Here is a 21,669-nt window from a genome sequence, read left to right on the forward strand (position 1 = left end):
GATGAATATGGGCCCCGTCCCCCGGGCGGAAAGTCTCTCCGGACGGGTGATCACCCGCCTCCGCCAGCAGATCACGTCGGGTGCGTGGCCGGTGGGCTCGCGCATCCCGACCGAGCCGGAGCTGGTCGCCGAGCTGGGCGTGGCCCGCAACACGGTGCGCGAGGCGGTGCGGGCGCTTGCCCACAACGGCCTGCTCGACATCCGTCAGGGCTCCGGCACCTATGTCGTGGCGACCAGTGAGCTGGCCGGGGTCATGCAGCGCCGGTTCGCGGACGCCGACCCCGGACACGTTCGCGAGCTGCGCGGCACACTCGAGGCCGCCGCGGCCGGGTTCGCGGCCCGGCGGCGCACCGATGACGACCTGGAACGCCTCGACGCCCTGTATGCGCAGCGCGAGCGGGCCTGGTCCGACGCCGACCGCGACGGGTTCGTCGACGCCGACGCCGCGTTTCACCGGGCCGTGGTCGCCGCCTCGCACAACGAGGTGCTGATCGAGCTTTACGCCGACCTCGGTCAGGTCATCCGGGAATCGCTGAGCGGGCATTTCGGCACCGCCCTGCGCCCCGAGGAGTACATGGACCACAGCGGCCTGGTCGACGCGATCCGGGCGGCGGACCCGGCCTCGGCAACCGCCGAGGCCGCGGCCCACATCTCAGGCCGCGGCCTTTGACGACCGCGAGGTAGCCACGAGCGGCTGACCGGCCGGCGCGTCCGGCTCGGCAAGCGGCGCATCCGATGTGAGAGGCGCTTCCGGCGCGGTGCGAATGAGGGTCAGGCCCGGCCGGGCGCCGCCGTGCACGCTGAGCTTGTCGCCGCTGACCCGCAGCTGCCACACCAGCGCCGCGGTCCCCGCGACCAGGCAGAACAGGCCGGCGACCCAGATGCTCGACGGCACTCCGTAGCGCTCGCCCCACCAGCCTGCCAGCGACGCGCCGATCGGCGTCGTGCCCAGGAAGACCAGCACGTAGAGCGCCATCACCCGGCCACGGAACTCACCGTGCACGCCCATCTGCACCCGATGGTTGGCGGCCTGCGCCAGGTATATCGAGAAGAAGCCGGTGGGTACGAGCAGGATCATCGCCACGATGAAGTTCGGCGCGAAGCCGACCGCGACCTCGAAGACGCTGAAGGCGAGTGCCGCGCCGAGGACGACGTACGCCCCGGGCCTGGCCCTGCGTCGGCTGCCCGCAAGCGCCCCACCGAGCGCACCCACCGCGAGCGCCGTGGTCAGCAGCCCGAACGTCGACGGACCGGCATTGAAGTTGATCTTCGCCAGCGAGGCGAGGGTGACCGGGAAGTTGAAGCCGATCATGCCGACCGCCGCCATGAGCACTATGGGCAACAGCAGGTCGTGACGCCGCCACACGTACCGGAGGCCGTCGATGATCTTCGTGTCGCCCTTCTTGACCGCCTTGTTGGAGCGGTAGAGCGCCGCGACGTTCATCGACGTGTACGTGAAGATCGGCGCGATCGCGAGCACCGTACTGATCAGGAACACCGGCCCGGTCCCGAAGATCGCGAGGGCCAGACCGGCCAGAGCCGGGCCACCGATGCGGGCGGTGTTGAAGGTCGCGGCCGACAACGCCAGCGCGTTGGGCAGCAGCGGCATCTCGACCAGCTCCGAGACGAACGCCTGGCGCACCGGGGTCTCGACGGCGTTGGCGATGCCGAAGAGGCTGGCGAACAGGAAGACGTGCCAGAGCTCCACGATGCCGCTGGCGACCAGGATCGCAAAGACGATCGCGGTGACCGCGAAGACCGAGTTGGCGATGACCAGCAGCACCCGCTTGTCGTAGCGGTCGGCGAGCTTGCCGCTGAACAGCGTGAGCAGCAGCACCGGCAGGAACTGCAGCGCGGTGACCACCCCGAGCGCACCCGGAGAGTTGCCGGACAGGTCGAGGACCAGCCAGTCCTGGGCGGTGAACATCATCCACACGCCGACCAGCTTCACGAGCTGGCCGATCGAGAACAGCCGGTAGTTACGGACCCGCAAGGAACTGAAAACTTCCCGCACTCGGGTGCGCCTCCTCCATCGGTCGTACGCGTACTGACGTCGCGTGACGGAACGACGGGAGGCAGTGGCCGTCAGGCCCTGGCCACCTGCTGGAGAATCTCGGCGGCCCGTTCGAGCGCGTCGCGTTCCTCCGTGCTGAGCTCCTCCAACTGCTGGGCGAGCCACTCGTTGCGAGCCTTCTCGAACTGCACGTACACAGCCCGGCCCCGCTCGGTCGCCGCCAGGATGACCTGGCGCCGATCGGTCGGGTGGGGTGTCCGCGCGACGAGCCCGCGCTCCTCGAGCTTGCCGACGATCTTCGTCATCGTCGGCGGCTGAACCCGCTCCACGTCCGCCAGCTCCCGTGGGGTGAGCGCCCCGGCCAGCTGAAGGCTGGTCAGCGCCGAGAGCTGACTGAACGTCAGATCGCCCACGGGACGCTCCTGGCGCACCCGCCGGTTGAGCCGGGTGATCGCTTCGCGCAGCGAAATGGCCAATTGCTCGGCTGTCGCCCGCTCTGCCACCGACCGCTCCATCACAGTTATTTAGCCTAGCTAATGAGCTTGGCTAACGACATGTTCCACGCGTATGACCGTGGTCACCGGGCACGGTAACGCACCCGGTGACCACGGTTCCTGTCAGAGCAGGGTCTCGAGCGGCCCACGCAGGAAGTACAGAACGAAGAGCGCAGCCACGCCGTAGAGCAGCGGGTGCACCTGGCGAGCCTTGCCGACGGCGAGCTTGATGACGACGTACGCGATGATCGCGGCACCGATGCCGTTGGAGATCGAGTACGTGAACGGCATCAACGTGATCGCGAGGAACGCCGGGATCGCGATCTCGTAGTCGGTCCAGTCGATCTGGCGCACCGACAGCATCATCAGGAACCCGACCACGACCAGCGCGGTCGACGCCGCCTCGAACGGCACCACCGTGACCAGCGGCGCGAGGAACATCGCCACCAGGAAGAGCCCACCGGTGACCAGGTTGGCGACGCCCGTACGAGCACCCTCGGCCACACCGGACGCACTCTCGATGAATGACGTGTTACTGGACACACTGGCCGCACCACCGGCCGCGGCGGCAACCGAGTCGACCAGCAGGATCTCCCGGGTCCGCGGCGGCATCCCGTCCTCACCGACCAGGCCACCCTCCTGCCCGACGGCCACCATCGTGCCCATCGTGTCGAAGAAGTCGGTGATCAGCAGCGTGAAGACGAACATCAGCACGACCAGCACGCCGGCCCGCGACCACGAGTCCAGCACGTTGAACTTGCCGAGCAGCGACAGGTCCGGCAGATCCACGATCTTGTCCGGCAGCGTCGGTACGTTCAGCGACCACCCCTCCGGGTTCGGCTTACCGTCGACGAACGACGGCCCGATGTGCCCGATCGCCTCCACGATGATCGCCAGCACGGTGCTGGCCAGGATCCCGATCAGGATCGCGCCCTTCACCTTGCGGACGAAGAGCACCAGCGTGATCAGCAGCCCGACGCAGAAGACCAGCAGCGGCCAGCTCGTGAGCTTCCCACCGATCCCCAGCTCGACCGGCACGGTGGTCCCCGACGCATCCGGGATGCGCCGCACAAACCCCGCGTCGACCAGCCCGATGATCATCAGAAAGAGGCCGATGCCGACCCCGATCGCGGTCTTCAGCTGCGTCGGCACGGCCTTGAAGACCGCCGTCCGCAGCCCGGTCAGCACCAGAATCGCGATCAGAACGCCTTCGATGAACACCAGACCCATCGCGTCGGCCCAGGTCATTTCCGGAGCGATCTCGTACGCGACCAGCGCGTTCACTCCCAGCCCGGCCGCAAGCGCCAGCGGGAACCGCGCCACGACGCCCATCAGGATCGTCATCACACCGGCCACCAGCGCCGTACCCGCAGCCAGCGCCGTGATCGGCAGTTTCGCCCCGGTCGCATCCACACCCGCCGCGAGAATCAGCGGGTTGAGCACCACGATGTAGGCCATCGTGAAGAACGTGGCAAACCCACCCCGAACCTCACGCCCGACCGTCGAGCCCCGCGCGGTTATCTCAAAGAACCGATCAAAACCATTCTTAGGTGTACGCCCAGACGAGTCGACACTCGCATCGGCGGAAGCAGTGGACATGTACGCCTCCACGCAGGATCAAACACTGTTACCACGCGCATCGAAGCAGGTTGTCGTCCCCGTTGAAAGATCAGCGGTGTTACAACCGTCACGCGTCCCCACGGGCGATCTCCCGGGACGTACCCTCAAGCAGTGGCTGACCTGTCCCCCGCACCCTCACCCTCGGCCTCCCCTGCCCCGGGCGAGCCTGCCGCGGCCCAGCCTTCCCCCGCCCAGCCTTCTCCGGGCCAGCCTTCTCCGGCCCCCGCTGCTTTGAGTTCCGGTCCCGGTCAGGTCTCGGCTTCAGGTTCGGGCTCGGTCTCGGGTCCAGGTTCGGCCTCGGGCCCGGCTTCGGCTTCGGAGGGGACGCGGCTGCACGGCCTCGACGCGGTCACAGGCACCAAACCCCGCCCGGAACCCCTCGACCCACCGATGGTCCCATTCGCGCTCGGCGGCATCGCCATCTTCATCCTGGCCGGCGCGATCCTCCTCATCGCCGACGCCCGCGACTCCTGGCTCTGGACCTGCCTCGCAGGCATCATCTGCGGCATCCCGGGCCTACTCACCATGCTCCGCCACGACGCCAACCGCCGTCGCCGACGAGCCCTGTCCCACCCCGAGTTCACCATCAACGACCCAGCCTGAGCCCCGAGTCAGCCTGGCACCACGCTCAGCCGACCACCCGGGCTTGCGTCACCGCCGCCGCTGAGCCATACACACACATCGGTCTGCCTGGCGCCCACGCTCAACCCGCTCGCCGTCACCCTCAGCCGAAAGCCATGGGTTCACCTGGCGCCACGCACAGCCCATATGGCCTCGCCCTCAGCCGGAAGGCATGGGTTTGCCCGGCACCCATGCACAGCCCACATGGCCTCGCCCTCAGCCGGGAGGCATGGGTTTGCCGGGCGCCCGCGCACAACCGGACGGCCGGGATCTGCGTGATCGCCGCGCTCAGCCGAGCGCCTCGGTTACGTGGCGTCGCCCTCAGCCGGACGCCTCCGGTAATACCGGGCGTTGCGGCCTCGGGTGGGGCGGTCAGCTGTGGCCGTAGTCCTCGGCGGGTTCGCCGGCCTCGACCGAGCCGTGGGCGCGGCTGACCGCGACGGCTTCGACCTCGCTGTCGTCGTAGACCGTCGGGAGCTCTTCGACCGGCTGCTCGGCCGAGCCCATGAGGGCTTCCGAGTGGGCGCCGCAACCGTGATCGGCGCTGACGGCCTTGGCGTCGTCGGGGGCGTAGAGGTTGCCGCAGACGCCGAACATCGTGCGCATCGATCCGGCGAGCGGGAGGTAGAAGCCGCAGGTGCCGCAGCGGGCATTGCGGGGCGCGGCGGTGGAGATCGGGGCTTCCGGGCCGGCCTCGCCGTCGTACCAGCGCTGGGCGGTCTCGATGCGGCCCTCGCGGGACATCACCCGGGGGCGGCCGAGGCCGAGCTCCCAGGAGACGTCCTCGACTGCGGGGTCGTCGCTGAGCACGTAGCCCTGGGCGAGCCGCTCGTCGTCGGGGTCGGTCGGCATGAGGTCGCCGACACCGAGGTCGCCGGGCTGGACGCGCTCGTTCCACGGCACCCAGCCGGGGGCCAGGAGCGCGCCCGGGCCGGGCAGCAGCACGGTCTCGCAGACGGTGACGTGGCGGGAACGCGGCACCCGGGTCACCGTGACGGCCCACCGCCAGCCCTTGTAACCGGCGAGATGGCTGTCGAAGAAATGGGTCACGACCCGATCGCCCTCAGCGATGGCCTCGATGTGGTCACCGACGTCGGCGGGATCCACCTCGGTGATGGCACCGCGGGCCACCCCCACCGCATCTGCGCAGACCTGATCGAGGCGGGCGGCACGGGCTACGGCGGTCTTGGTCGTCACCTCTCTATTGTCCCCCAACCGAGAAGTTCCCACGCAACGACTCCCCCAGATACGTATCACCAGGTCACTGCGGCCCCATCCGAAAGTTCGCCGACACCGCCCTCCCGGAGGTGGCAGGGATGAGAAAGGATGGAGCGATGCCGCTGCTTCCCACGATCGGACGCACCGTCGGCACCGGTATCAAGGCGTTCCGGATACTGGTGCGAGGCGGCCTGCGGAGCAGCGCCTGGGCAACCCGTACGGTCGGCGACGCCCGGGCCCGAGGCGCCGCCAACGAGACCGGCATGATCCGGCTCTTCGACCTGCACGCTCTCTCCTGTGCGGGCGACACCCTGATCACCATCGGCCTGGCCGGCACGATCTTCTTCAACGTCCCGCTGGGCGAGGCCCGCGGCAAGGTCGCGCTCTATCTGCTGATCACGATGATCCCGTTCGCCCTCCTCGCCCCCGTGGCGGGCCCGCTGCTGGACCACTTCCGCCACGGCCGCCGTTACGCCCTGGCGGTGACGATGCTGGGGCGCGCATTCCTGGCGTACGTGATCTCCGACAATCTTCTCGGCTGGGGCCTCTACCCCGCGGCTTTCGGGGTCCTCGCGCTCTCCCGCTCGTACGGTGTAGCCCGCTCGGCGGCAGTCCCCCGGCTTCTCCCGGAGGGCGTGGGCCTCTCCCAGGTGGGCGCCCGCGCAAGCGTCTACGGCACCTTCGCGGGAGCGGTGGTCGCCCCGATCGGCCTGCTCGCGTTCAAGTTCGGCCCCCAGTGGCCGCTACGCGTCTCGTCGATCATCTTCCTGGTCGGCGTGGTGGTCGCCCTGCGCCTGCCACCCCGAGCGGATTCCGACCCCCCGGAAGCGGTCCCCCGGCCGTTCCGCACGATGCTGCGCCTGCGCCGCGGCACGGACCGGCCCCTCTCCGGCAGCCTGGTCATCAACACCCTGATCGGCAGCGCCAGCTTCCGCTGCCTGTACGGCTTCATGCTGCTCTACTTCGCCTTCGCCGTGAAGGCAGGCGGCCTGAGCACCAGCTTCTTCGGCACCGACATCGGCAGCCAGGGCGCGGTGGCCCTCGTAGGCGGCTCCCTAGCAGTAGGAACATTCCTGGCCACGGCGGTCGGCACCCGCCTGCGCATCCGCCGCCCGATCGCCCTGCAGTCGAGCGGCCTGACCCTCACCGCCGGCGTAGCCGTCCTGGCCGCGGTCTTCTTCACCCTGCCGATGGTGGCCCTGCTGTCCCTGGTGACTGCCGTCTTCAGCGGCATCTCAAAACTCGCGGTCGACGCGAGCATCCAGGAACGGGTCCCGGAACGCCTCCGAGCCAGCGCCTTCGCCCACTCGGAAACAGTCCTCATGATCGCCTGGGTCCTCGGCGGAGCCATCGGGATCATCCCCCTGGACGGCCACCTGGGCATCATCGTGGCAGCAGCCCTCGCCGTGACAGCCGCAGTCCGAGGAACGATCACCGCGAGAGCCCTCCGCAAGGAACGCCTCCACGGCCGCCCCGACCAGCCCACCGAAGACTCCCCCATCCCCACCTCCCCCGCAGGCGCCGCACCCCATTCCCCACCAAGCACCCCGACACCCGAGCCCTGGCCGTCCGCGCCCTCGCAGTCCCCCCAGGCCACCCCGACCCCCAGCCGTGGTGACCAGCAAACCGACAGCCGCCCCGCACCCGAGCACCCGGCCGCCAACCACCCCACATCCGGGCAGCCCGCTGCCAATCGCCCCGCTGCCGGGCAGCCTGCCGCCAGCCGCCCCGCTTCCGGGCAGCCCGCTGCCAGCCGCCCCGCTGCCGAGGCGACTCCTCCGCCGGCGCCACCGACCCGCAAGCGCGGCCTGTTCTCCCGCTCCAAGACGAAGTCCCCGGGCATCGAGACGACAGCACCAGCCGGCCGTGGACCCGACGCGTCAGCCTCCGGCCGAGGCAGTGAGCCGTCGCCCCCTGGCCGCGAAAACGGTCAGGCCCGCCCCGACCACGGCAGCACGCCGGTCACCGATCAGCCATCCCGCTCCTCGAACCGGACGGCGCCGAAGAACGATGCACCGGCCCCGCCGGGCTTCCACCTCTACCGCCCGTCATCGGCGACATCCGGCGACTCCACCAACCCCGACGAGAGCAGCCGGTGACGTCCGAGCAAGCTCCATCAACACCCCGCCCACCGTGCACCCCGCCCAAACGCCACACCCCCGGTCGCCCGTTCCCCAACCGCACAGACCACCGTCGCCCAGCCCAACACCAGCGAGGCCGCCCATGACCGCCACCCGACTTCTCATAGTCACGGCAGTCGAACCCGAGGCCGCTGCCCTCCGCGCAGGCATCACCCAGCCGCCACCCACCGCCAGCAGCGCCTCACCGTCAGCCCACGCAGCGGCGCCATCGATCACCCACCACGGAGCGGTAGCCGGCGCGCAACCCGGGACGGTGTCGGTCACCCATGCTGAGGCCGAGCGAGGCACCCACGCGGACGCGTCTCAGGTTGTCCACGTGGAGGCGGTCGGTGTCGGTCCAGCTGCTGCGGCTGCCGGGACCGCCCGGTTGATCGCCCTTGCGGAGGCCCGCGGTGAGCCCTACACCGCGGTCATCAGCGCAGGAATCGCCGGCGGCTTTGTCGGCCGCACCGAAGTCGGCGCCACGGTCCTCGGCACCAGAAGCATCGCCGCCGACCTCGGAGCCGAAGCACCCACCCAAGCCGAAGCACCCACCCAAGCCGAAGCAACCGGACCAGCGGAACCAACCGAACCCGGCGCAGCGTCCGGTCGGGGCTTCATCCCGATCGAGGAGCTGGGGTTCGGCAGCAGCATCGTCGCCGCCGATGCCGCGCTGCTTAAAATGCTGTCATCCGCTCTCCCTTACGCAGTCGTAGGTGATGTCCTCACGCTCGCCACGGTGACCGGCACCGCAGCGACCGCCGCGGCCCTGCGGGCCCGCTTCCCGGATGCCGTGGCCGAGGCCATGGAGGGCTACGGCGTGGCGATTGCCGCTCGAGCTGCCGGCCTTCCCTTCGTCGAGTTGCGCACGATCTCGAACCCCGTCGGGCCTCGCGACCGAGCCGCCTGGCGCCTTGGAGAAGCATTTTCCGCCCTCACCGAAGCCGCCCGGAAGGCCTGTGGATAACCCTGTGGACAACCGCGGGCAGGGCGTGGGCAGGGTGTGGGCTACGCAACGTGTGGCAAGTCAGACAGGGTCGGGGCGGCGTGTTGGCGGGGGCCCGTCGATACCGTGATGGCGTGGCACTTTCACTAGCGGTCTCGCCCTGTCCCAACGACACGTTCGTCTTTCATGCGCTGGTGCACGGGCTCATTCCGGGCGCCGAGGCGGTTGATCTGACGTTCGCCGATGTCGATGTGACCAATACGGCAGCCGAGCGGGGCGAGTTCGATCTGGTCAAGGTGAGCTATGCGGCGCTGCCCTGGCTGCTCGACGACTACGAGCTGATTCCGTGCGGCGGTGCGCTCGGGCGGGGCTGCGGGCCGCTGGTGCTCACCAGGGATGGTCACGACGGCGATCTCAGCGGGGCGACCGTGGCGGTGCCCGGTGACCGCACCACGGCGTATCTGTTGTTCCGGCTCTGGGCGGCCGACAATGCGCCGGCGAAGATCGAGGTGGTCCCGTTCCACGAGATCATGCCGGGGGTGGCCGAGGGGCGCTTCGATGCCGGGCTGGTGATCCACGAGGCTCGATTCACCTACCCGCGTTACGGGCTGACGTCGCTCGTGGATCTCGGCGAGTGGTGGGAGTCCGACACCGGGCTACCGATCCCGCTGGGTGCGATCCTGGCCCGCAAGGGACGCGTCGACCCGGTGGAGGCCGCCGAGTGGATCCGCACCTCGGTGAGCATGGCCTGGGCAGACCCGGATGCGAGCCGCGAGTTTGTGCTGGCCAACGCGCAGGAGATGGAGCCTGAGGTCGTGCAGCAGCACATCAACCTCTACGTGAACGAGTTCACTCTGGATCTCGGCAAGGACGGCCTGGCCGCCGCCGACGCCCTGCTCAGCCGCGCTGCCGCCGCCGGAATCACGCCGCCGGTCCCGAGCCTGCTCAAGTAGGTCCCAAGCCCGCTCAAACAGGCTCCGAGCCCACTCCAACAGGCCCCGAGCCCGCGCAAGCGGAATGGGGCCGTGCGTGTCACAACGGGACCTGGCCGGGCTGGCAAGCAATCAAGCCAGCAAGCTAAAGGCCGCCCAGAAAACCCTGGGCGGCCCAAAAACAAGCTATATCTCCAGCTCACTGGCCACGGCATGCACCAGCTGAGCGATCTTCTGAGCGGTGCGTTTGTCGGGATAGCGCCCGCGACGCAGGTCCGGCTGGATCTTCGCCTCGATCATCTTGATCATGTCCTCGACCATGCCGTGCAGTTCGTCGGCGGGGCGGCGGCGCAGTTCGACCACCGACGGCGGGGCGTCCAGCACCTTGACGCCGAGTGCCTGGGCACCCTTGCGACTGTCCACCACACCGAATTCGACTCGCTGGCCGGCTCGGAGATCGGCGACCCCGGACGGCAGGGCCCCCTTGGGCAGGAAAACGTCCCCGCCTTCGTCACTGGTGACGAAACCGAACCCCTTAGCCGCGTCATACCACTTCACTCGACCCGTGGGCACCGCTGACCTCAACTTCACTCAATGGACTCACTTGCTCACGGCAAGGTTATCCAGCGGGTGGGTCAGGTCCCAACCGTTATCTCGGCCAGGAGTGCGGGCAGGGCGGTGAGATCGGTTAGTACGTGAGCCGCGCCGGCCGCCGTGAGCTCGGCGGACGAGCAGGGCCCGGTGGTGACGCCGATGCCCGGGACGCCGGCGGTGCGGGCCGCGATCATGTCCGCTTCGTGGTCGCCGACGTACCAGCGGACGCCGTGTTCGGTGATCGCGGTCGCCTTGCCCTCGGCGAAGAGGTCACCGGCGAGCTCGTCGTAGGCCAGACCCAGGTGGTCGAGGTGCAGGACGGCGAGCCGCCCGAGTTTCGAGGTCACGACAACAACCCGGAACCCCATGTCACGTACGGCCGCCAGCGCCGCAACCGCACCCGGCATAGGCACCGACGGCGTGATGGCGTAGTCCGGATAGAGACCCCGATACGTGGTGACAGCGTCCTCGAGGTCGGCCGCCGGGAACCAGTTGGCCAACTCGGTGCGCAGCGGCGGTCCCAGCCGGGTGACCGCGAGGTCGGCGTCGACATGAACGCCCGTTTTCGCGGTCAGTGCGCGATATGCCTCGCGGATGCCCGGCCGGGAGTCGATCAGCGTCATGTCAAGATCGAAGCCGACCGCGGGTGTGGCAGAGGTCACGCGTGCGGACCGGACCCACCAAGCTGGTCGCCGTGGACCGGCGGCTTGTAGGTGACCCGGTCGACGGGCATGGGGAAGGTCTGGTCATCGCCGAACGGAGAAGGAGCGGCCGCGCGGTCGGAGAAGATCTCCGATACCTCGAGGTGCCCCTCTTTGAAGGCCGGCTTCTTCTTCTCTGCTGCCACAGGTGACTCCCCTTGAGCGCTGGAAAAGGCCCGGCCACGCCCCGGACCCCCGCCCATGGTCCCACGGCGGCTAGCGTTGAACGCGATGGCCACCGCATTTGCCGATCAGCTGAGAGCACTCGCTGATGAAGATTTGGGCGCACTCATCCAGTTGCGTCCTGATCTTGTCGTGCCCGTTCCCGCCGATGTCTCCGCTCTTGCCGTGCGCGCCCAGTCCCGGGGCTCGGTGGCTCGCTGCCTTGACGCGCTCGACGAGTTCACCCTCGCCGTGCTGGACGCTGCCCGGTTGACCCGGGACGAGCAGTCCGCCCTGACCTCGGTCGCCGCGATTCTGGAGCTGGCTCCGGAGGGGCGCGAGGCGATCGGGCGGTTGCGGGCCCGGTTCCTGCTCTACGGCCCCGACGACGCTCTGCACGTGGTGGGGACGGTCGACGAGGTCACCTCGCCGTACCCTGCCGGCCTTGGTCGTCCCGCGGACTACCTCGATCCCCAGGCGGCGGCGCTCTGCGCGGATCGGGCCAAGCTACGGCGTACGGTCCTCGCCGCTTCACCGGCCGCACGGGCCGTGCTGGACCGCCTGGCCGAGGGTCCGCCCGTCGGGGCTCTGAGCGCCGGCGGCAAGGTCGCCGAGCCGGTGCAGTGGCTGATCGACAACCACGTGCTGGTTCAGGTCTCCGAGGTCGGCCGCGCACCCCGGGCCGACGGTGAGCTGGTCGAGCTGCCCCGCGAGGTCGGAATGCTGCTGCGCCGCGATTCCGGGGCGCTGGGCGAGCTGCGCCCGCTCCCACCGGTGCCGCAGGGTCCGATCCGCGATCCGAAGTCGGTGGATTCGGCCGGTGCGGGTCAGGTCATGGAGGCGGTCCGCAACACCGAGATGCTGCTGGAGGCGTTGTCCGCCGAGCCGGCGCCGGTGCTCAAGACCGGCGGCCTGGGCGTGCGGGATCTGAAGCGCCTCAGCCGGGCGGCGACCCTGGACGAGCCGGCGACCGCCCTGTTGGTCGAGGTGGCCCATGCCGCGGGCCTGCTGGCGGAGACAGACGTCAGCGGCAGCGGCCGTGGGGTCACGACCAGTCGGGCCACGGGTACGCAGGATGAGATCTTCATGCCCACTGGCGCCTACGACCTGTGGCGGGCCCTGAGCATCGCGCAACGCTGGGAGACGCTGGCCAACTCCTGGCTCGCGATGACCCGTCAGCCTGGCCTGATCGGGCAGCGCGACGACCGGGACCGGCCGATCAACGTCCTCGCCCCGGACGCCGAGCGGGCGGGCGCACCCCAGGCCCGCAGGGAGGTCCTCGCCGCGCTCGCAGCCCTGGGGCCGGGAACAGCCCCGAAGGCCGATGACGTCCTCAACCTGCTCGCGTGGCAGGCACCCCGCCGGGCCCGCGGCCGTGAGGGTGCACATCGTGACGCTCTCAACGGCGCCGCGTTGCTGGGCATCACCGGGCTCGGTGCTGCCACCTCGTACGGCCGGCTGCTGCAGTCCGTCGTCGACCCCGATGAGCATGACCCGCTGGGCACCGGCCCGGACGGCGGCCGGGCACCAGGGGCGTCGGACGCCGTACGCACCCTCGACGCACTCCTGCCCGCCCCGGTGGATCACGTACTCGTCCAGGCCGACCTGTCCGTGGTGGTGCCGGGCCCGCCCGAACCGGAGCTCGCCGCGGAGCTGGAGGTCGTCGCCGAGCTCGAATCGGGCGGCGGCGCGAGCGTGCACCGGGTCACCTCAGCAAGCGTGCGCCGGGCTCTCGACGTCGGGTACGCAGCCGCTGACCTGCACGACCTCTTCCAGCGCCGATCGCGTACCCCGATCCCGCAGGCCCTTTCCTACCTGATCGACGACGCGGCACGTAAGCACGGCGGGCTGCGCGCGGGGTCGGCCGGTTCCTACGTACGCAGTGACGACGAGGCACTGGTCGCCGAGGTGCTGGCCGATCGGCGGCTCGGCAACCTGGCACTACGCCGGCTCGCCCCGACCGTGCTGGTCAGCCCGCTGCAGTTGGCTCGGCTCCTGGGCGCGCTCCGCGACAACGGGTACGCCCCCGTAGCCGAGGACGCCGTGGGCGCGGCGGTGCTGAGCAGGCCCAAGATTCGGCGCGCTCCCACCCGTACCCCCCTGTCCATGAGAGCGGGCGACCAGGCCGGACCCCCCACGCTGGCCGGCCCCCGACTGGCCGGGGTGGTCGAACAGATCCGCCGCGGCGACATCGCCACCCGGGCGGCACGCCGCGCCCCCGTCACAGTGCGCGCGGCGAACGGCCAGAGCGTCCCCGGGTTGACCTCCGTGCAGGCCCACACACAGGCCATGGCAGTACTCCAGCAGGCCGTACGCGACAAGGCCCGGGTCTGGGTCGGCTACGTCGACTCGCACGGGGCGACGCTGTCGCGCCTGGTCCGCCCGGTCTCCCTCAGCGCGGGCTATCTGCGCGCGGAGGACGAACGGACAGAGACGTTGCATACGTTCGCCTTGCACCGGATCACGGCGGCGGTGCTCGAGGAATAGCGGGAGCCGGGTTCGCGCACCCCCGATTTTTCGCCGCGCGCGACCCAACCCGCCTCTTAGCTAAACGCGCAGCCCTGCCGAAGCGTTGCACCAGGAATCAACCTTCTTCAGTCCGTCGTTCGCCGTGTCAGACTGGAGGGTCTTCTGACACGCGCAGCGTGCGACAAAAGTTCGTGGAAGGGCATCCTGGTGAGCGGCGGACCTCTGATTGTTCAGTCCGACAAGACCCTGTTGCTGGAAGTCGACCACCCTGATGCGAAAGCGTGCCGGATGGCGATCGCGCCGTTCGCCGAGCTGGAGCGCTCGCCGGAGCACGTGCACACCTACCGGCTGACCCCGCTGGGCCTCTGGAACGCCCGCGCCGCAGGTCACGACGCCGAGAACGTCGTAGATTCCCTGATCAAGTACTCCCGTTACCCGGTGCCGCACGCCCTGCTGGTCGACGTGGCCGAGACCATGGACCGCTACGGCCGGCTCCAGCTCGTCAACGACCCCTCGCACGGCCTGGTCCTGCACGGCCTCGACAAGATCGTGCTGATCGAGGTGGCGAAGAGCAAGAAACTCGCCGGCATGCTGGGCGCCCGCATCGACGACGAAACCATCGTGGTGCACCCCTCCGAGCGCGGCCGGCTCAAGCAGGCGCTGCTCAAACTCGGCTGGCCGGCCGAGGACCTCGCCGGCTACGTCGACGGCGAGGCGCACGAGATCTCACTCGCCGAGGACGGCTGGACGCTCCGCTCGTACCAGCAGGAGGCCGTCGACGGTTTCTGGGCGGGCGGCTCGGGCGTGGTCGTGCTCCCCTGCGGCGCCGGCAAGACCCTGGTCGGCGCGGCCGCGATGGCCACCGCCCAGGCCACCACGCTGATCCTGGTCACCAACACGGTCGCCGGCCGCCAGTGGAAACGCGAGCTGGTCGCCCGCACCTCCCTCACCGAGGACGAGATCGGCGAATACTCCGGCGAACGCAAAGAGATCCGCCCGGTCACCATCGCCACCTACCAGGTCCTGACGTCCCGCCGCGGCGGCGCCTTCACCCACCTCGACCTCTTCGGCGCCCGCGACTGGGGCCTGGTCATCTATGACGAGGTCCATCTCCTGCCGGCACCGATCTTCCGCTTCACCGCAGACCTCCAGGCCCGGCGTCGCCTGGGCTTGACCGCCACTCTGGTACGCGAGGACGGGCGCGAAGGCGACGTCTTCTCCCTCATCGGCCCCAAGAGGTACGACGCACCCTGGAAGGACATCGAGGCCCAGGGCTGGATCGCCCCCGCGGAGTGCACCGAGGTCCGCGTGACCCTCACCGACGCCGAACGCATGACGTACGCCGTCACCGAGGCCGAGGAGCGCTACCGCGTCGCCGCCACCGCCCGCACGAAGCTCCCGGTCGTCCGCGCCCTGGTCGAAAAGCACGCCGGCGACCAGACGCTGGTCATCGGCGGCTACATCGAGCAGCTCCACCAACTCGGCGAATACCTCGACGCCCCGATCGTCCAAGGCTCCACGACCAACAAGGAACGCGAACGCCTCTTCGACGAGTTCCGCTCCGGCCGCCTGCGAACCCTGGTCATCTCCAAGGTCGGCAACTTCAGCATCGACCTCCCCGAAGCCGCCGTCGCCATCCAGGTCTCCGGCACCTTCGGCTCCCGCCAAGAGGAAGCCCAACGCCTCGGCCGAGTCCTGCGCCCCAAGGCCGACGGCCGCCAGGCCCACTTCTACACAGTCGTCTCCCGAGACACCATCGACACGGAGTACGCCGCCCACCGCCAACGTTTCCTCGCCGAACAGGGCTACGCCTACAAAATCGTCGACGCCGACGACATCCTCGGCCCAGCCCTCCCCCAAATCGACTGACATCCCGCACCGCCGCGGCGCGAAGACCAGCCCCCGGCCGCGGCAACGACTGTCAGCCCGCCGTCCGGGGTCACGGCACGGCACGGGGGCCAGTTAGCGGTCCGGGTCGGCACGGCCCGGGTCATGGCACGGCCGGGGTCAGCTAGCGGTCCGGTCGGCCCCGGTCATGGCACGGCCGGGGTCAGCTAGCGGTCCGGTCGGCCCCGGTCATGGCACGGCCGAGGTCAGCTAGCGGCCCGGGTCGGCCCGGCCCGGCCCGGGTCATGGCACGGTCGGAGTCCAGGTCGGCACGGTCCGGGGTTATGCCACGGTCCGGGGTTAAGGGACGGTCCGGGTCAGTTCGCGGTCCGGGGTCAGTTCGCGGTCTGGGGTCAGATTCGCGGTCCGGGGTCAGTTCGCGGTCTGGGGTCAGTTCGCGGTCTGGGTCGGAGCGATGGTGGTCGGCAGCGTTGTGGGCGTTGTGCCGCTGGTCGTGCCGGCCTCGGTGGTGGCGGGATCTGCCGGGATGGCCTGATCCGCCGAACCCTCCTGCTCAGCCGTGTTTGTCTCATCAGCCGGGTCTGGCAGGCCCGCCGGGTCCGCCGGGATGACCGAGTCGGGCAGCGGGCCGGCCGGGACCGCGGTGCCTGACTCGGAGATGTCGGAGCTGTGCGTGAGGGCGAGCCCGAGGCCGCATCCGATGAAGGCGAAGACGACGATCGCGATCCCGCCGATCAGCAGGGCCCCGAACCAAGGTCGCGTCGATCGTGTCATCCGGATCGGGGCCAGCGGCATGCCCGCGATCGGCGGTATCGTCGAGTAGGGCACCCCGCTGAAGCTCGGCGGGAACGGGCCGCGCCGGCCGCCACGCGACGCACCGTGCGGCGCCGGTGCCGGGGCCGAACCCGAGAAGCTGGAGCCTTGCCGTTGGCCCGAGCCCCGAACTCGATCGGGCGCCGGCGGAATGGCCGGGGCAGACCGCGGCGGGACATAAGCTTCGGGCTTCGGCGCGGGCGGCACGTAGGCCTCCGGCACCGTCGCCACGCCGCCACCACCCTGTCCGACCTCGGCAGACACCGGTCCGGCAGCTCCTGGGGCCGGCACTGAAGCCGCCCGACCCGCCACGCTGACACCCAGCAACGACGCCGGCCCATAAGCAGGAACCGCAGTCGCCAAACCACCGGCTGCCGGCCCACCACCCGCCGCAGCAGCACCCGGCCCACCAACTGCCGACCCAGCAGCAGCCGACCCAGCAGCACCCGGCCCACCAACTGCCGGCCCAGCAGCCGATTCACCAGCCGGTGAAACCACAGCCGACATGCCGCCCGAGCCCGCAGCCCCCGGGACAGCGGACGGCCCGGACGCCGCCATGGCCATCGGCGCGGAAGCCACGGAAGCCCTCCCGCCAGCAAAAGCCGGACCATCAGAACCCACGGCAGCTGGAGATACGCCGGCAGAGCTCGGGGCCGGTGCGGTGAGGGCCACGACGGCGCGGCCGGAGAAGCGGGCTGCGGCGCCCTCGAAGATCGAGGGGATCGCGGCCTGGCTTGCGGTGCTGCCCAGACCGGCCTCCTCGAAGGCCGCAGCCGCGATCGCCGCCGGGCTGCCGAGACGTTCGAGGATGTCGAGCAGTTCGGTCTCGCCGAGAGCGGGATGCTCGGCGCGTTCGTTGGTGATGTGGGCTTCGAGGTCACGCAGGAGCTCGCGGCGCTGGAGCACCGGTAGACCGCTGACGTGCTGTTCGAGCTCGCGCAGATACTCCGCGACAAGCCCGTCCAGAGCCTCCCGGCTGTCACGCCCATTGGCAGGAGCACCGGCGGCAGAGCCGACCGGCACGCCAGCAGCAGCGTCAGCCGAGATAGCAGCGGCAGAGCCGACCGGCACGCCAGCAGCAGCGTCAGCCGAGACAGCAGCGGCAGAGCCAGCCGGAATGCCAGCGGCAGAGCCGGCCGGGGCGCCGGCGGAAGTGGTGTTGATTTCGGCGCTCACTGGTCACCGGTCCCTACGAGGCGGTCGACGGTCTGGCGGAACGAGGTCCATTCCGTGCGGAAGTGGGTGAGCGCTGACCGGCCGCTGTCGGTCAGGGCGTAGTACCGCCGGGGTGGACCTGAGGGGGATTCGCTCCATTTGCTGTCCAGCCAGCCGGCTCGGCGCAGGCGGGAGAGCAGGGGGTAGATCGTGCCTTCGGTGGCGGTGAGGTTGGGTTCGTCGCCGAGGCGGCGCACGATCTCGGTGCCGTACCGGTCTTCGTGCTCGACCATGGCCAGGACGCAGAACTCGAGGGTTCCGCGTCGCAGGCCGGTCGAGAGCTGAGCGACATCCGCCATGCGTCACACGGTACCTTGCGCCGCAAGGTACCTCAAGAAGCAAGCAGGTCAGGCAGCAAAGGCCCAGGTGAGAGCAGATCAGCGAGCAGATCCCCGTGTGTGGACAGTCGCGAGAGCAACTCCCCCGCCGAGAATTGCCGCGCCGGCGAAGCCCCCGTAGCCATAGCCTCAACCTCGTCCCACGTCAACGGCGTCGAAGCGGTCGGCGAGGGCTGAGCGCGCAGCGAATAGGGCGCCACGGTCGTCTTGGCCGCCGCGTTCTGGCTCCAGTCGATGAAGACCTTTCCGGGCCGCACCGCCCGCGCCATCTTCGCGGTGATCGAGCCCGGGACCCGCGCGGACAATTCCTCCGCGACGCGCTTGGCGTACCCGGTGACAATCTCGGCATTCTGCCGGGCGGAGATCGGCACGCAGAGTTGCATCCCCTTCTTTCCGGAAGTCTTCGGGTACGCGCGGAGCCCGTCCTCGCTCAACCGATCCCGCATGAGCATCGCCACGGCACAGCACTCCTGCAACGCGGCCGGAGCCCCGGGATCGAGGTCGACGACGAGCAGATCCGGATCACTGCCGACCCGCCACTGCGGCGTGTGGAGCTCCAGTGAGGCGAGGTTGGCGACCCACACGAGCGTGGCCAGCTCGTCGACGACCACGAAGTCGATCGTTTCGCGGGATTTGGTGGAGCCGGGTACGGGCAGCGTCTCCAGCCGTACCCATGAGGGTGTTCCGCCCGGGGCGTTCTTCTCGAAGAAATGCGCGCCGTCGACGCCGTTGGGGTATCGGATCCGCGTGAGCGCCCGGCCTTCCAGATGCGGCAGGAGCAGCGGGGCGACCCGGGTGTAGTAGTCGATGACCTCGCCCTTGGTGAATCCCGCGCCGGGATACATCAGTTTGTCGAGGTTGGACAGCTCGAGATCGCGGCCCTCGATCTGGACCGGGAACCGTTCAGCTGCCATCGTCGGGCTCCTCCTCCACGCACTCGGCCGGCGTCTTGTCGGGGCGCAGCCGCAGGAAGCGGGGAAAACGCAGCCGCCCGTCCGGGGTCAGGTTGCCGTAGCGCACCTCGACCACCAGGTCGGGGCTTACCCAGTGCGCGCCGCGGGCATCCTCGCGCGGCACGGCTCCCGCGGCGAACGGCGATTCCCGTGCGACGAGCGGGGCCAGCGCGGAGAGCAGATCGTGCTCGGCTGCGGCTCCGATGCCCCCGCCGACCCGGCCCCGGAAGCGCAGCTGTCCGCCCGGCTCCGGCACGCCCACGAGCAGCCCGCCCAGTTTGCGTGCCCCGGACCGCCACCCGCCGATGACGTAGTCGCCGGTCCGATCGAACTTGACCTTGATCCAGTCCGGGGTACGGGCGCCCGGCAGGTACGGGGAGTCCAGCCGCTTGGCCATCACCCCTTCGAGACTGTTCTCCCGGGCGGCCGTCTCGGTGGCGGCTCCGTCGGTGAACGCCGGCGGTACGGTCCACCGTCCGACGCCGAGGTTGAGTTCTTCGAGACGAGCGCGCCTTTCCGCGTACCCGAGGCCGAGCAGTGATTGTCCGTCGTAGCGCAACAGGTCGAAGATCATGTAGGTGACCGGCAGCGTGACCGCGAGGCGCGCCGCCTTGCTGGTGTCCCGCACGTGCATGCGTTCGGCGAGCGAGGTGAACGACGGCCGGCCGAGGTTGTTCAGGACCACCATCTCGCCGTCGAGCAGGGTGTCGGGCGGCAGCCGCAGCGCGGCGATCTCGGGGTAGGCCGCGGTGACCGACGTGCCGGACCTGGCCCAGAGCCGGGGCGGCCCGCCCCCGAACGACGCGAGGACCCGGACACCGTCCCACTTGAACTCGTAACCCCAGTTCCCGCCCAGCGGCAGCGGGCCCGCGGAGGCGAGCATCGGCGACAAGGGGGCTCCCGGCACGTGATCACCATAGGCAGCGGTACGCCCGCGGGACGGAAAACCGGCAATCGATCATCCCAGGGCGGCAAGCACCGTTTAACACATTTATCGACATCGAGGTACATACCGCAGTCATGACGCTGCACCGAAACCTTACGCACACGCCCCACGAGTGCCATCCTTGATCGAAGAGGCAGCTCACGAGGGGCAGGAGTCGGCCATGCGGGCGATCTGGAAGGGCGCGGTCTCGTTCGGCCTGGTGTCGATCGCCGTGAAGCTCTATTCGGCTACGGAAGAGAAAGACATCCGCTTTCACCAGGTGCACCGCACCGATGGGGGCCGGATCAAATACCAGCGCACCTGCTCGGTCGACGGCGAGGTGGTCAGCTATGACGACATCGCCAAGGGGTACGACATCGGTGGCGGCGAGATGGTCGTCCTGACCGACGACGACTTCGCCGATCTGCCGCTGACCACGTCACGCGCGATCGACGTGCTGCAGTTCGTCCCCGCGGAGCAGATCGACCCGCTACTGTTCGCCAAGGCCTACTACCTGGAGCCGGAGGGGCAGGCCGCGAAGCCGTACGTCCTCCTGCGCGATGCCCTCACCGAGTCCGACCGGGTTGCCGTGGTCAAGATCGCGATCCGGCAGCGGGAACAGCTCGCCACTCTGCGCGTACACGACAATGTCCTGGTCCTCAACACGATGCTCTGGCCCGACGAGGTCCGGACGCCCGAGTTCGGCTTCCTCGACGACGACATCGAGACGCGGCCCGCGGAGCTCGCCATGGCAAGCTCGCTGATCGACTCGATGGCCGGCAGTTTCCAGCCCGACGAGTTCACCGACAACTACCGGGCCGCGCTCCAGGAGGTCATCGACGCCAAGGTCGAGGGCCGCGAGGTGGTCGCCCCGGAGGAGCCCGAGCAGGCCCCGGCCGCCGCGGTCGACCTGATGGCCGCACTCAAGGCCTCGGTCGAGCGTGCCAAGCAGGCACGCGGCGAATCAGCGCCCACCAAAGCCGCTCCCGCAAAAGCCACGCCCACAAAAGCCACTAAAGCCGCGCCCGCGAAGAAGGCGGCTGAGCCGACCCCCATCAAGAAGGCGGCCGCGAAGAAGACCACGGCAACAAAGACGACCACGGCCGCGAAAAAGTCCACCCCCGCGAAGAAGGCGGTCAAGAAGTCCGCCTGACTACCATGATCCCGTGGGAATGACGTGGGAAGAGTCCTATCTCGGCCGGGTACGAACCAGCGTGGGCGACACCGACACCCTGTTGTTCGTGGGCGCACGAGGCGTGATCATCGATGACCAGAATCGGCTCCTGATGATCCAGCGCTCCGACAACCACCGGTGGGCGATCCCGGCCGGCGCGATGGAGCTGGGCGAGGACATGGAGCAGTGCGCGATCCGCGAGACCTGGGAGGAGACCGGGCTGCGGGCGACATCGCTGACACCGTTCATGTTCGACACCTCGCGCACCTACACGAACCAGTTCGGGCACACGTACCAGCAGATCGTGATGTCTTTCCGGATCCACACCTGGGAGGGTGAGCTGCAGCGGGTGACGGAGGAGTCGGTCGACGCCGGCTTCTTCCCGCTGGACGCGCTGCCGGGGCCCCAGTCGGCGCTGGTCGACGAGATCCTGGGTGACCTGGCGACCTTCGAGAAGACCGGCAAGCTGGTCCTGAGGTAATTCCGTCGCGCGCCGGGCTGTGTCTGGTGCA

General features: G+C 69.5%; 20 protein-coding genes. 9 read left to right on the forward strand and 11 right to left on the reverse strand.

What is annotated here, in order from left to right; translation table 11 throughout:
* Window position 1: 1 nt before the first annotated feature.
* Window positions 2-670: a FadR/GntR family transcriptional regulator gene (locus tag Aco04nite_RS41025; RefSeq protein WP_213002587.1), complete on the forward strand. Its 669-nt coding sequence runs from the start codon at window positions 2-4 to the stop codon at window positions 668-670.
* Here Aco04nite_RS41025 and Aco04nite_RS41030 read toward each other — a convergent pair.
* The 3 genes from Aco04nite_RS41030 to Aco04nite_RS41040 all read right to left on the reverse strand — a co-directional run bounded on the left by Aco04nite_RS41030 (window position 653) and on the right by Aco04nite_RS41040 (window position 4,107).
* Window positions 653-2,014: an MFS transporter gene (locus Aco04nite_RS41030; protein ID WP_244876672.1), complete on the reverse strand. Its 1,362-nt coding sequence runs from the start codon at window positions 2,012-2,014 to the stop codon at window positions 653-655. The genes Aco04nite_RS41025 and Aco04nite_RS41030 overlap by 18 nt on opposite strands.
* A gap of 71 nt (window positions 2,015-2,085) precedes the next feature.
* A complete protein-coding gene (locus Aco04nite_RS41035) occupies window positions 2,086-2,529 on the reverse strand; it encodes a MarR family winged helix-turn-helix transcriptional regulator (RefSeq protein ID WP_213002835.1) in 444 nt (147 codons plus the stop codon).
* A 102-nt stretch (window positions 2,530-2,631) separates the two neighbouring features.
* Window positions 2,632-4,107 (reverse strand): NCS2 family permease, encoded by a 1,476-nt coding sequence (locus Aco04nite_RS41040; RefSeq protein WP_213002588.1) that lies wholly within the window; start codon window positions 4,105-4,107, stop codon window positions 2,632-2,634.
* A 411-nt stretch (window positions 4,108-4,518) separates the two neighbouring features.
* Here Aco04nite_RS41040 and Aco04nite_RS41045 point away from each other — a divergent pair, with 411 nt between their 5' ends.
* Window positions 4,519-4,731, forward strand: coding sequence for a DUF2530 domain-containing protein (locus tag Aco04nite_RS41045; protein WP_213002589.1), 213 nt, complete (start codon window positions 4,519-4,521; stop codon window positions 4,729-4,731).
* Between the two features lie 390 nt (window positions 4,732-5,121).
* Here Aco04nite_RS41045 and Aco04nite_RS41050 read toward each other — a convergent pair whose 3' ends face one another.
* Complete coding sequence (locus Aco04nite_RS41050; RefSeq protein ID WP_213002836.1) at window positions 5,122-5,964, reverse strand: DUF3027 domain-containing protein; 843 nt, start codon at window positions 5,962-5,964, stop codon at window positions 5,122-5,124.
* A gap of 119 nt (window positions 5,965-6,083) precedes the next feature.
* Here Aco04nite_RS41050 and Aco04nite_RS41055 point away from each other — a divergent pair, with 119 nt between their 5' ends.
* The 3 genes from Aco04nite_RS41055 (at window position 6,084) to Aco04nite_RS41065 (ending at window position 9,986) form a co-directional block, all read left to right on the forward strand.
* Window positions 6,084-8,066, forward strand: coding sequence for an MFS transporter (locus tag Aco04nite_RS41055; RefSeq protein WP_213002837.1), 1,983 nt, complete (start codon window positions 6,084-6,086; stop codon window positions 8,064-8,066).
* 124 nt (window positions 8,067-8,190) lie between these two features.
* Window positions 8,191-9,054: a futalosine hydrolase gene (gene mqnB / locus Aco04nite_RS41060; RefSeq protein WP_213002590.1), complete on the forward strand. Its 864-nt coding sequence runs from the start codon at window positions 8,191-8,193 to the stop codon at window positions 9,052-9,054.
* A gap of 113 nt (window positions 9,055-9,167) precedes the next feature.
* The gene (locus tag Aco04nite_RS41065) at window positions 9,168-9,986 is read left to right on the forward strand and encodes a 1,4-dihydroxy-6-naphtoate synthase (protein ID WP_213002591.1); all 819 of its coding nucleotides are present in this window, start codon (window positions 9,168-9,170) and stop codon (window positions 9,984-9,986) included.
* Window positions 9,987-10,151: 165 nt separating this feature from the next.
* Here the strand turns inward: Aco04nite_RS41065 and Aco04nite_RS41070 are convergent, their stop codons facing one another.
* The 3 genes from Aco04nite_RS41070 to Aco04nite_RS41080 form a co-directional block, all read right to left on the reverse strand.
* Window positions 10,152-10,538, reverse strand: coding sequence for a cold-shock protein (locus Aco04nite_RS41070; RefSeq protein WP_213002592.1), 387 nt, complete (start codon window positions 10,536-10,538; stop codon window positions 10,152-10,154).
* Between the two features lie 62 nt (window positions 10,539-10,600).
* Window positions 10,601-11,221: an HAD family hydrolase gene (locus Aco04nite_RS41075; protein WP_280519485.1), complete on the reverse strand. Its 621-nt coding sequence runs from the start codon at window positions 11,219-11,221 to the stop codon at window positions 10,601-10,603.
* Complete coding sequence (locus tag Aco04nite_RS41080) at window positions 11,218-11,406, reverse strand: hypothetical protein (protein WP_213002859.1); 189 nt, start codon at window positions 11,404-11,406, stop codon at window positions 11,218-11,220. Before Aco04nite_RS41080 ends, Aco04nite_RS41075 begins: the two co-directional genes overlap by 4 nt.
* A gap of 85 nt (window positions 11,407-11,491) precedes the next feature.
* Here Aco04nite_RS41080 and Aco04nite_RS41085 point away from each other — a divergent pair, with 85 nt between their 5' ends.
* Together Aco04nite_RS41085 and Aco04nite_RS41090 are read left to right on the forward strand one after the other, a co-directional pair.
* On the forward strand, window positions 11,492-13,909 hold the full coding sequence (locus Aco04nite_RS41085) for a helicase-associated domain-containing protein (RefSeq protein WP_213002594.1): 2,418 nt from the start codon (window positions 11,492-11,494) through the stop codon (window positions 13,907-13,909).
* A 189-nt stretch (window positions 13,910-14,098) separates the two neighbouring features.
* A complete protein-coding gene (locus tag Aco04nite_RS41090; RefSeq protein ID WP_213002595.1) occupies window positions 14,099-15,760 on the forward strand; it encodes a DNA repair helicase XPB in 1,662 nt (553 codons plus the stop codon).
* A gap of 408 nt (window positions 15,761-16,168) precedes the next feature.
* Here Aco04nite_RS41090 and Aco04nite_RS41095 read toward each other — a convergent pair whose 3' ends face one another.
* The 4 genes from Aco04nite_RS41095 to ligD (Aco04nite_RS41110) form a co-directional block, all read right to left on the reverse strand.
* The gene (locus Aco04nite_RS41095; RefSeq protein ID WP_213002596.1) at window positions 16,169-17,575 is read right to left on the reverse strand and encodes an HAAS signaling domain-containing protein; all 1,407 of its coding nucleotides are present in this window, start codon (window positions 17,573-17,575) and stop codon (window positions 16,169-16,171) included.
* 149 nt (window positions 17,576-17,724) lie between these two features.
* A complete protein-coding gene (locus tag Aco04nite_RS41100) occupies window positions 17,725-18,066 on the reverse strand; it encodes a PadR family transcriptional regulator (RefSeq protein WP_203836898.1) in 342 nt (113 codons plus the stop codon).
* Window positions 18,067-18,098: 32 nt separating this feature from the next.
* A complete protein-coding gene (gene ligD, locus Aco04nite_RS41105; protein WP_213002597.1) occupies window positions 18,099-19,019 on the reverse strand; it encodes a non-homologous end-joining DNA ligase in 921 nt (306 codons plus the stop codon).
* Complete coding sequence (gene ligD, locus Aco04nite_RS41110) at window positions 19,009-19,965, reverse strand: non-homologous end-joining DNA ligase (protein ID WP_213002598.1); 957 nt, start codon at window positions 19,963-19,965, stop codon at window positions 19,009-19,011. Before ligD (Aco04nite_RS41110) ends, ligD (Aco04nite_RS41105) begins: the two co-directional genes overlap by 11 nt.
* Window positions 19,966-20,164: 199 nt before the next feature.
* Between ligD (Aco04nite_RS41110) and ku the strand changes: the two genes are divergently transcribed.
* Together ku and Aco04nite_RS41120 are read left to right on the forward strand one after the other, a co-directional pair.
* Window positions 20,165-21,136: a non-homologous end joining protein Ku gene (ku, locus tag Aco04nite_RS41115; RefSeq protein WP_213002599.1), complete on the forward strand. Its 972-nt coding sequence runs from the start codon at window positions 20,165-20,167 to the stop codon at window positions 21,134-21,136.
* Window positions 21,137-21,155: 19 nt separating this feature from the next.
* Window positions 21,156-21,638 (forward strand): NUDIX domain-containing protein, encoded by a 483-nt coding sequence (locus Aco04nite_RS41120; protein WP_438874991.1) that lies wholly within the window; start codon window positions 21,156-21,158, stop codon window positions 21,636-21,638.
* Window positions 21,639-21,669 lie beyond the last annotated feature (31 nt).

Origin of the sequence: Winogradskya consettensis (genome assembly GCF_018332715.1) — a bacterium.
Taxonomy (GTDB): domain Bacteria; phylum Actinomycetota; class Actinomycetes; order Mycobacteriales; family Micromonosporaceae; genus Actinoplanes; species Actinoplanes consettensis.

Coding starts and splice junctions, on each gene's coding strand:
- Aco04nite_RS41035 (WP_213002835.1), bottom strand. CDS start 2,529: ATGGAGCGGTCGGTGGCAGAGCGGGCGACAGCCGAGCAATTGGCCATT.
- Aco04nite_RS41025 (WP_213002587.1), top strand. CDS start 2: ATGAATATGGGCCCCGTCCCCCGGGCGGAAAGTCTCTCCGGACGGGTG.
- Aco04nite_RS41045 (WP_213002589.1), top strand. CDS start 4,519: ATGGTCCCATTCGCGCTCGGCGGCATCGCCATCTTCATCCTGGCCGGC.
- ku (WP_213002599.1), top strand. CDS start 20,165: ATGCGGGCGATCTGGAAGGGCGCGGTCTCGTTCGGCCTGGTGTCGATC.
- mqnB (WP_213002590.1), top strand. CDS start 8,191: ATGACCGCCACCCGACTTCTCATAGTCACGGCAGTCGAACCCGAGGCC.
- Aco04nite_RS41100 (WP_203836898.1), bottom strand. CDS start 18,066: ATGGCGGATGTCGCTCAGCTCTCGACCGGCCTGCGACGCGGAACCCTC.
- Aco04nite_RS41085 (WP_213002594.1), top strand. CDS start 11,492: ATGGCCACCGCATTTGCCGATCAGCTGAGAGCACTCGCTGATGAAGAT.
- Aco04nite_RS41040 (WP_213002588.1), bottom strand. CDS start 4,107: ATGTCCACTGCTTCCGCCGATGCGAGTGTCGACTCGTCTGGGCGTACA.
- Aco04nite_RS41055 (WP_213002837.1), top strand. CDS start 6,084: ATGCCGCTGCTTCCCACGATCGGACGCACCGTCGGCACCGGTATCAAG.
- Aco04nite_RS41120 (WP_438874991.1), top strand. CDS start 21,156: ATGACGTGGGAAGAGTCCTATCTCGGCCGGGTACGAACCAGCGTGGGC.
- ligD (WP_213002597.1), bottom strand. CDS start 19,019: ATGGCAGCTGAACGGTTCCCGGTCCAGATCGAGGGCCGCGATCTCGAG.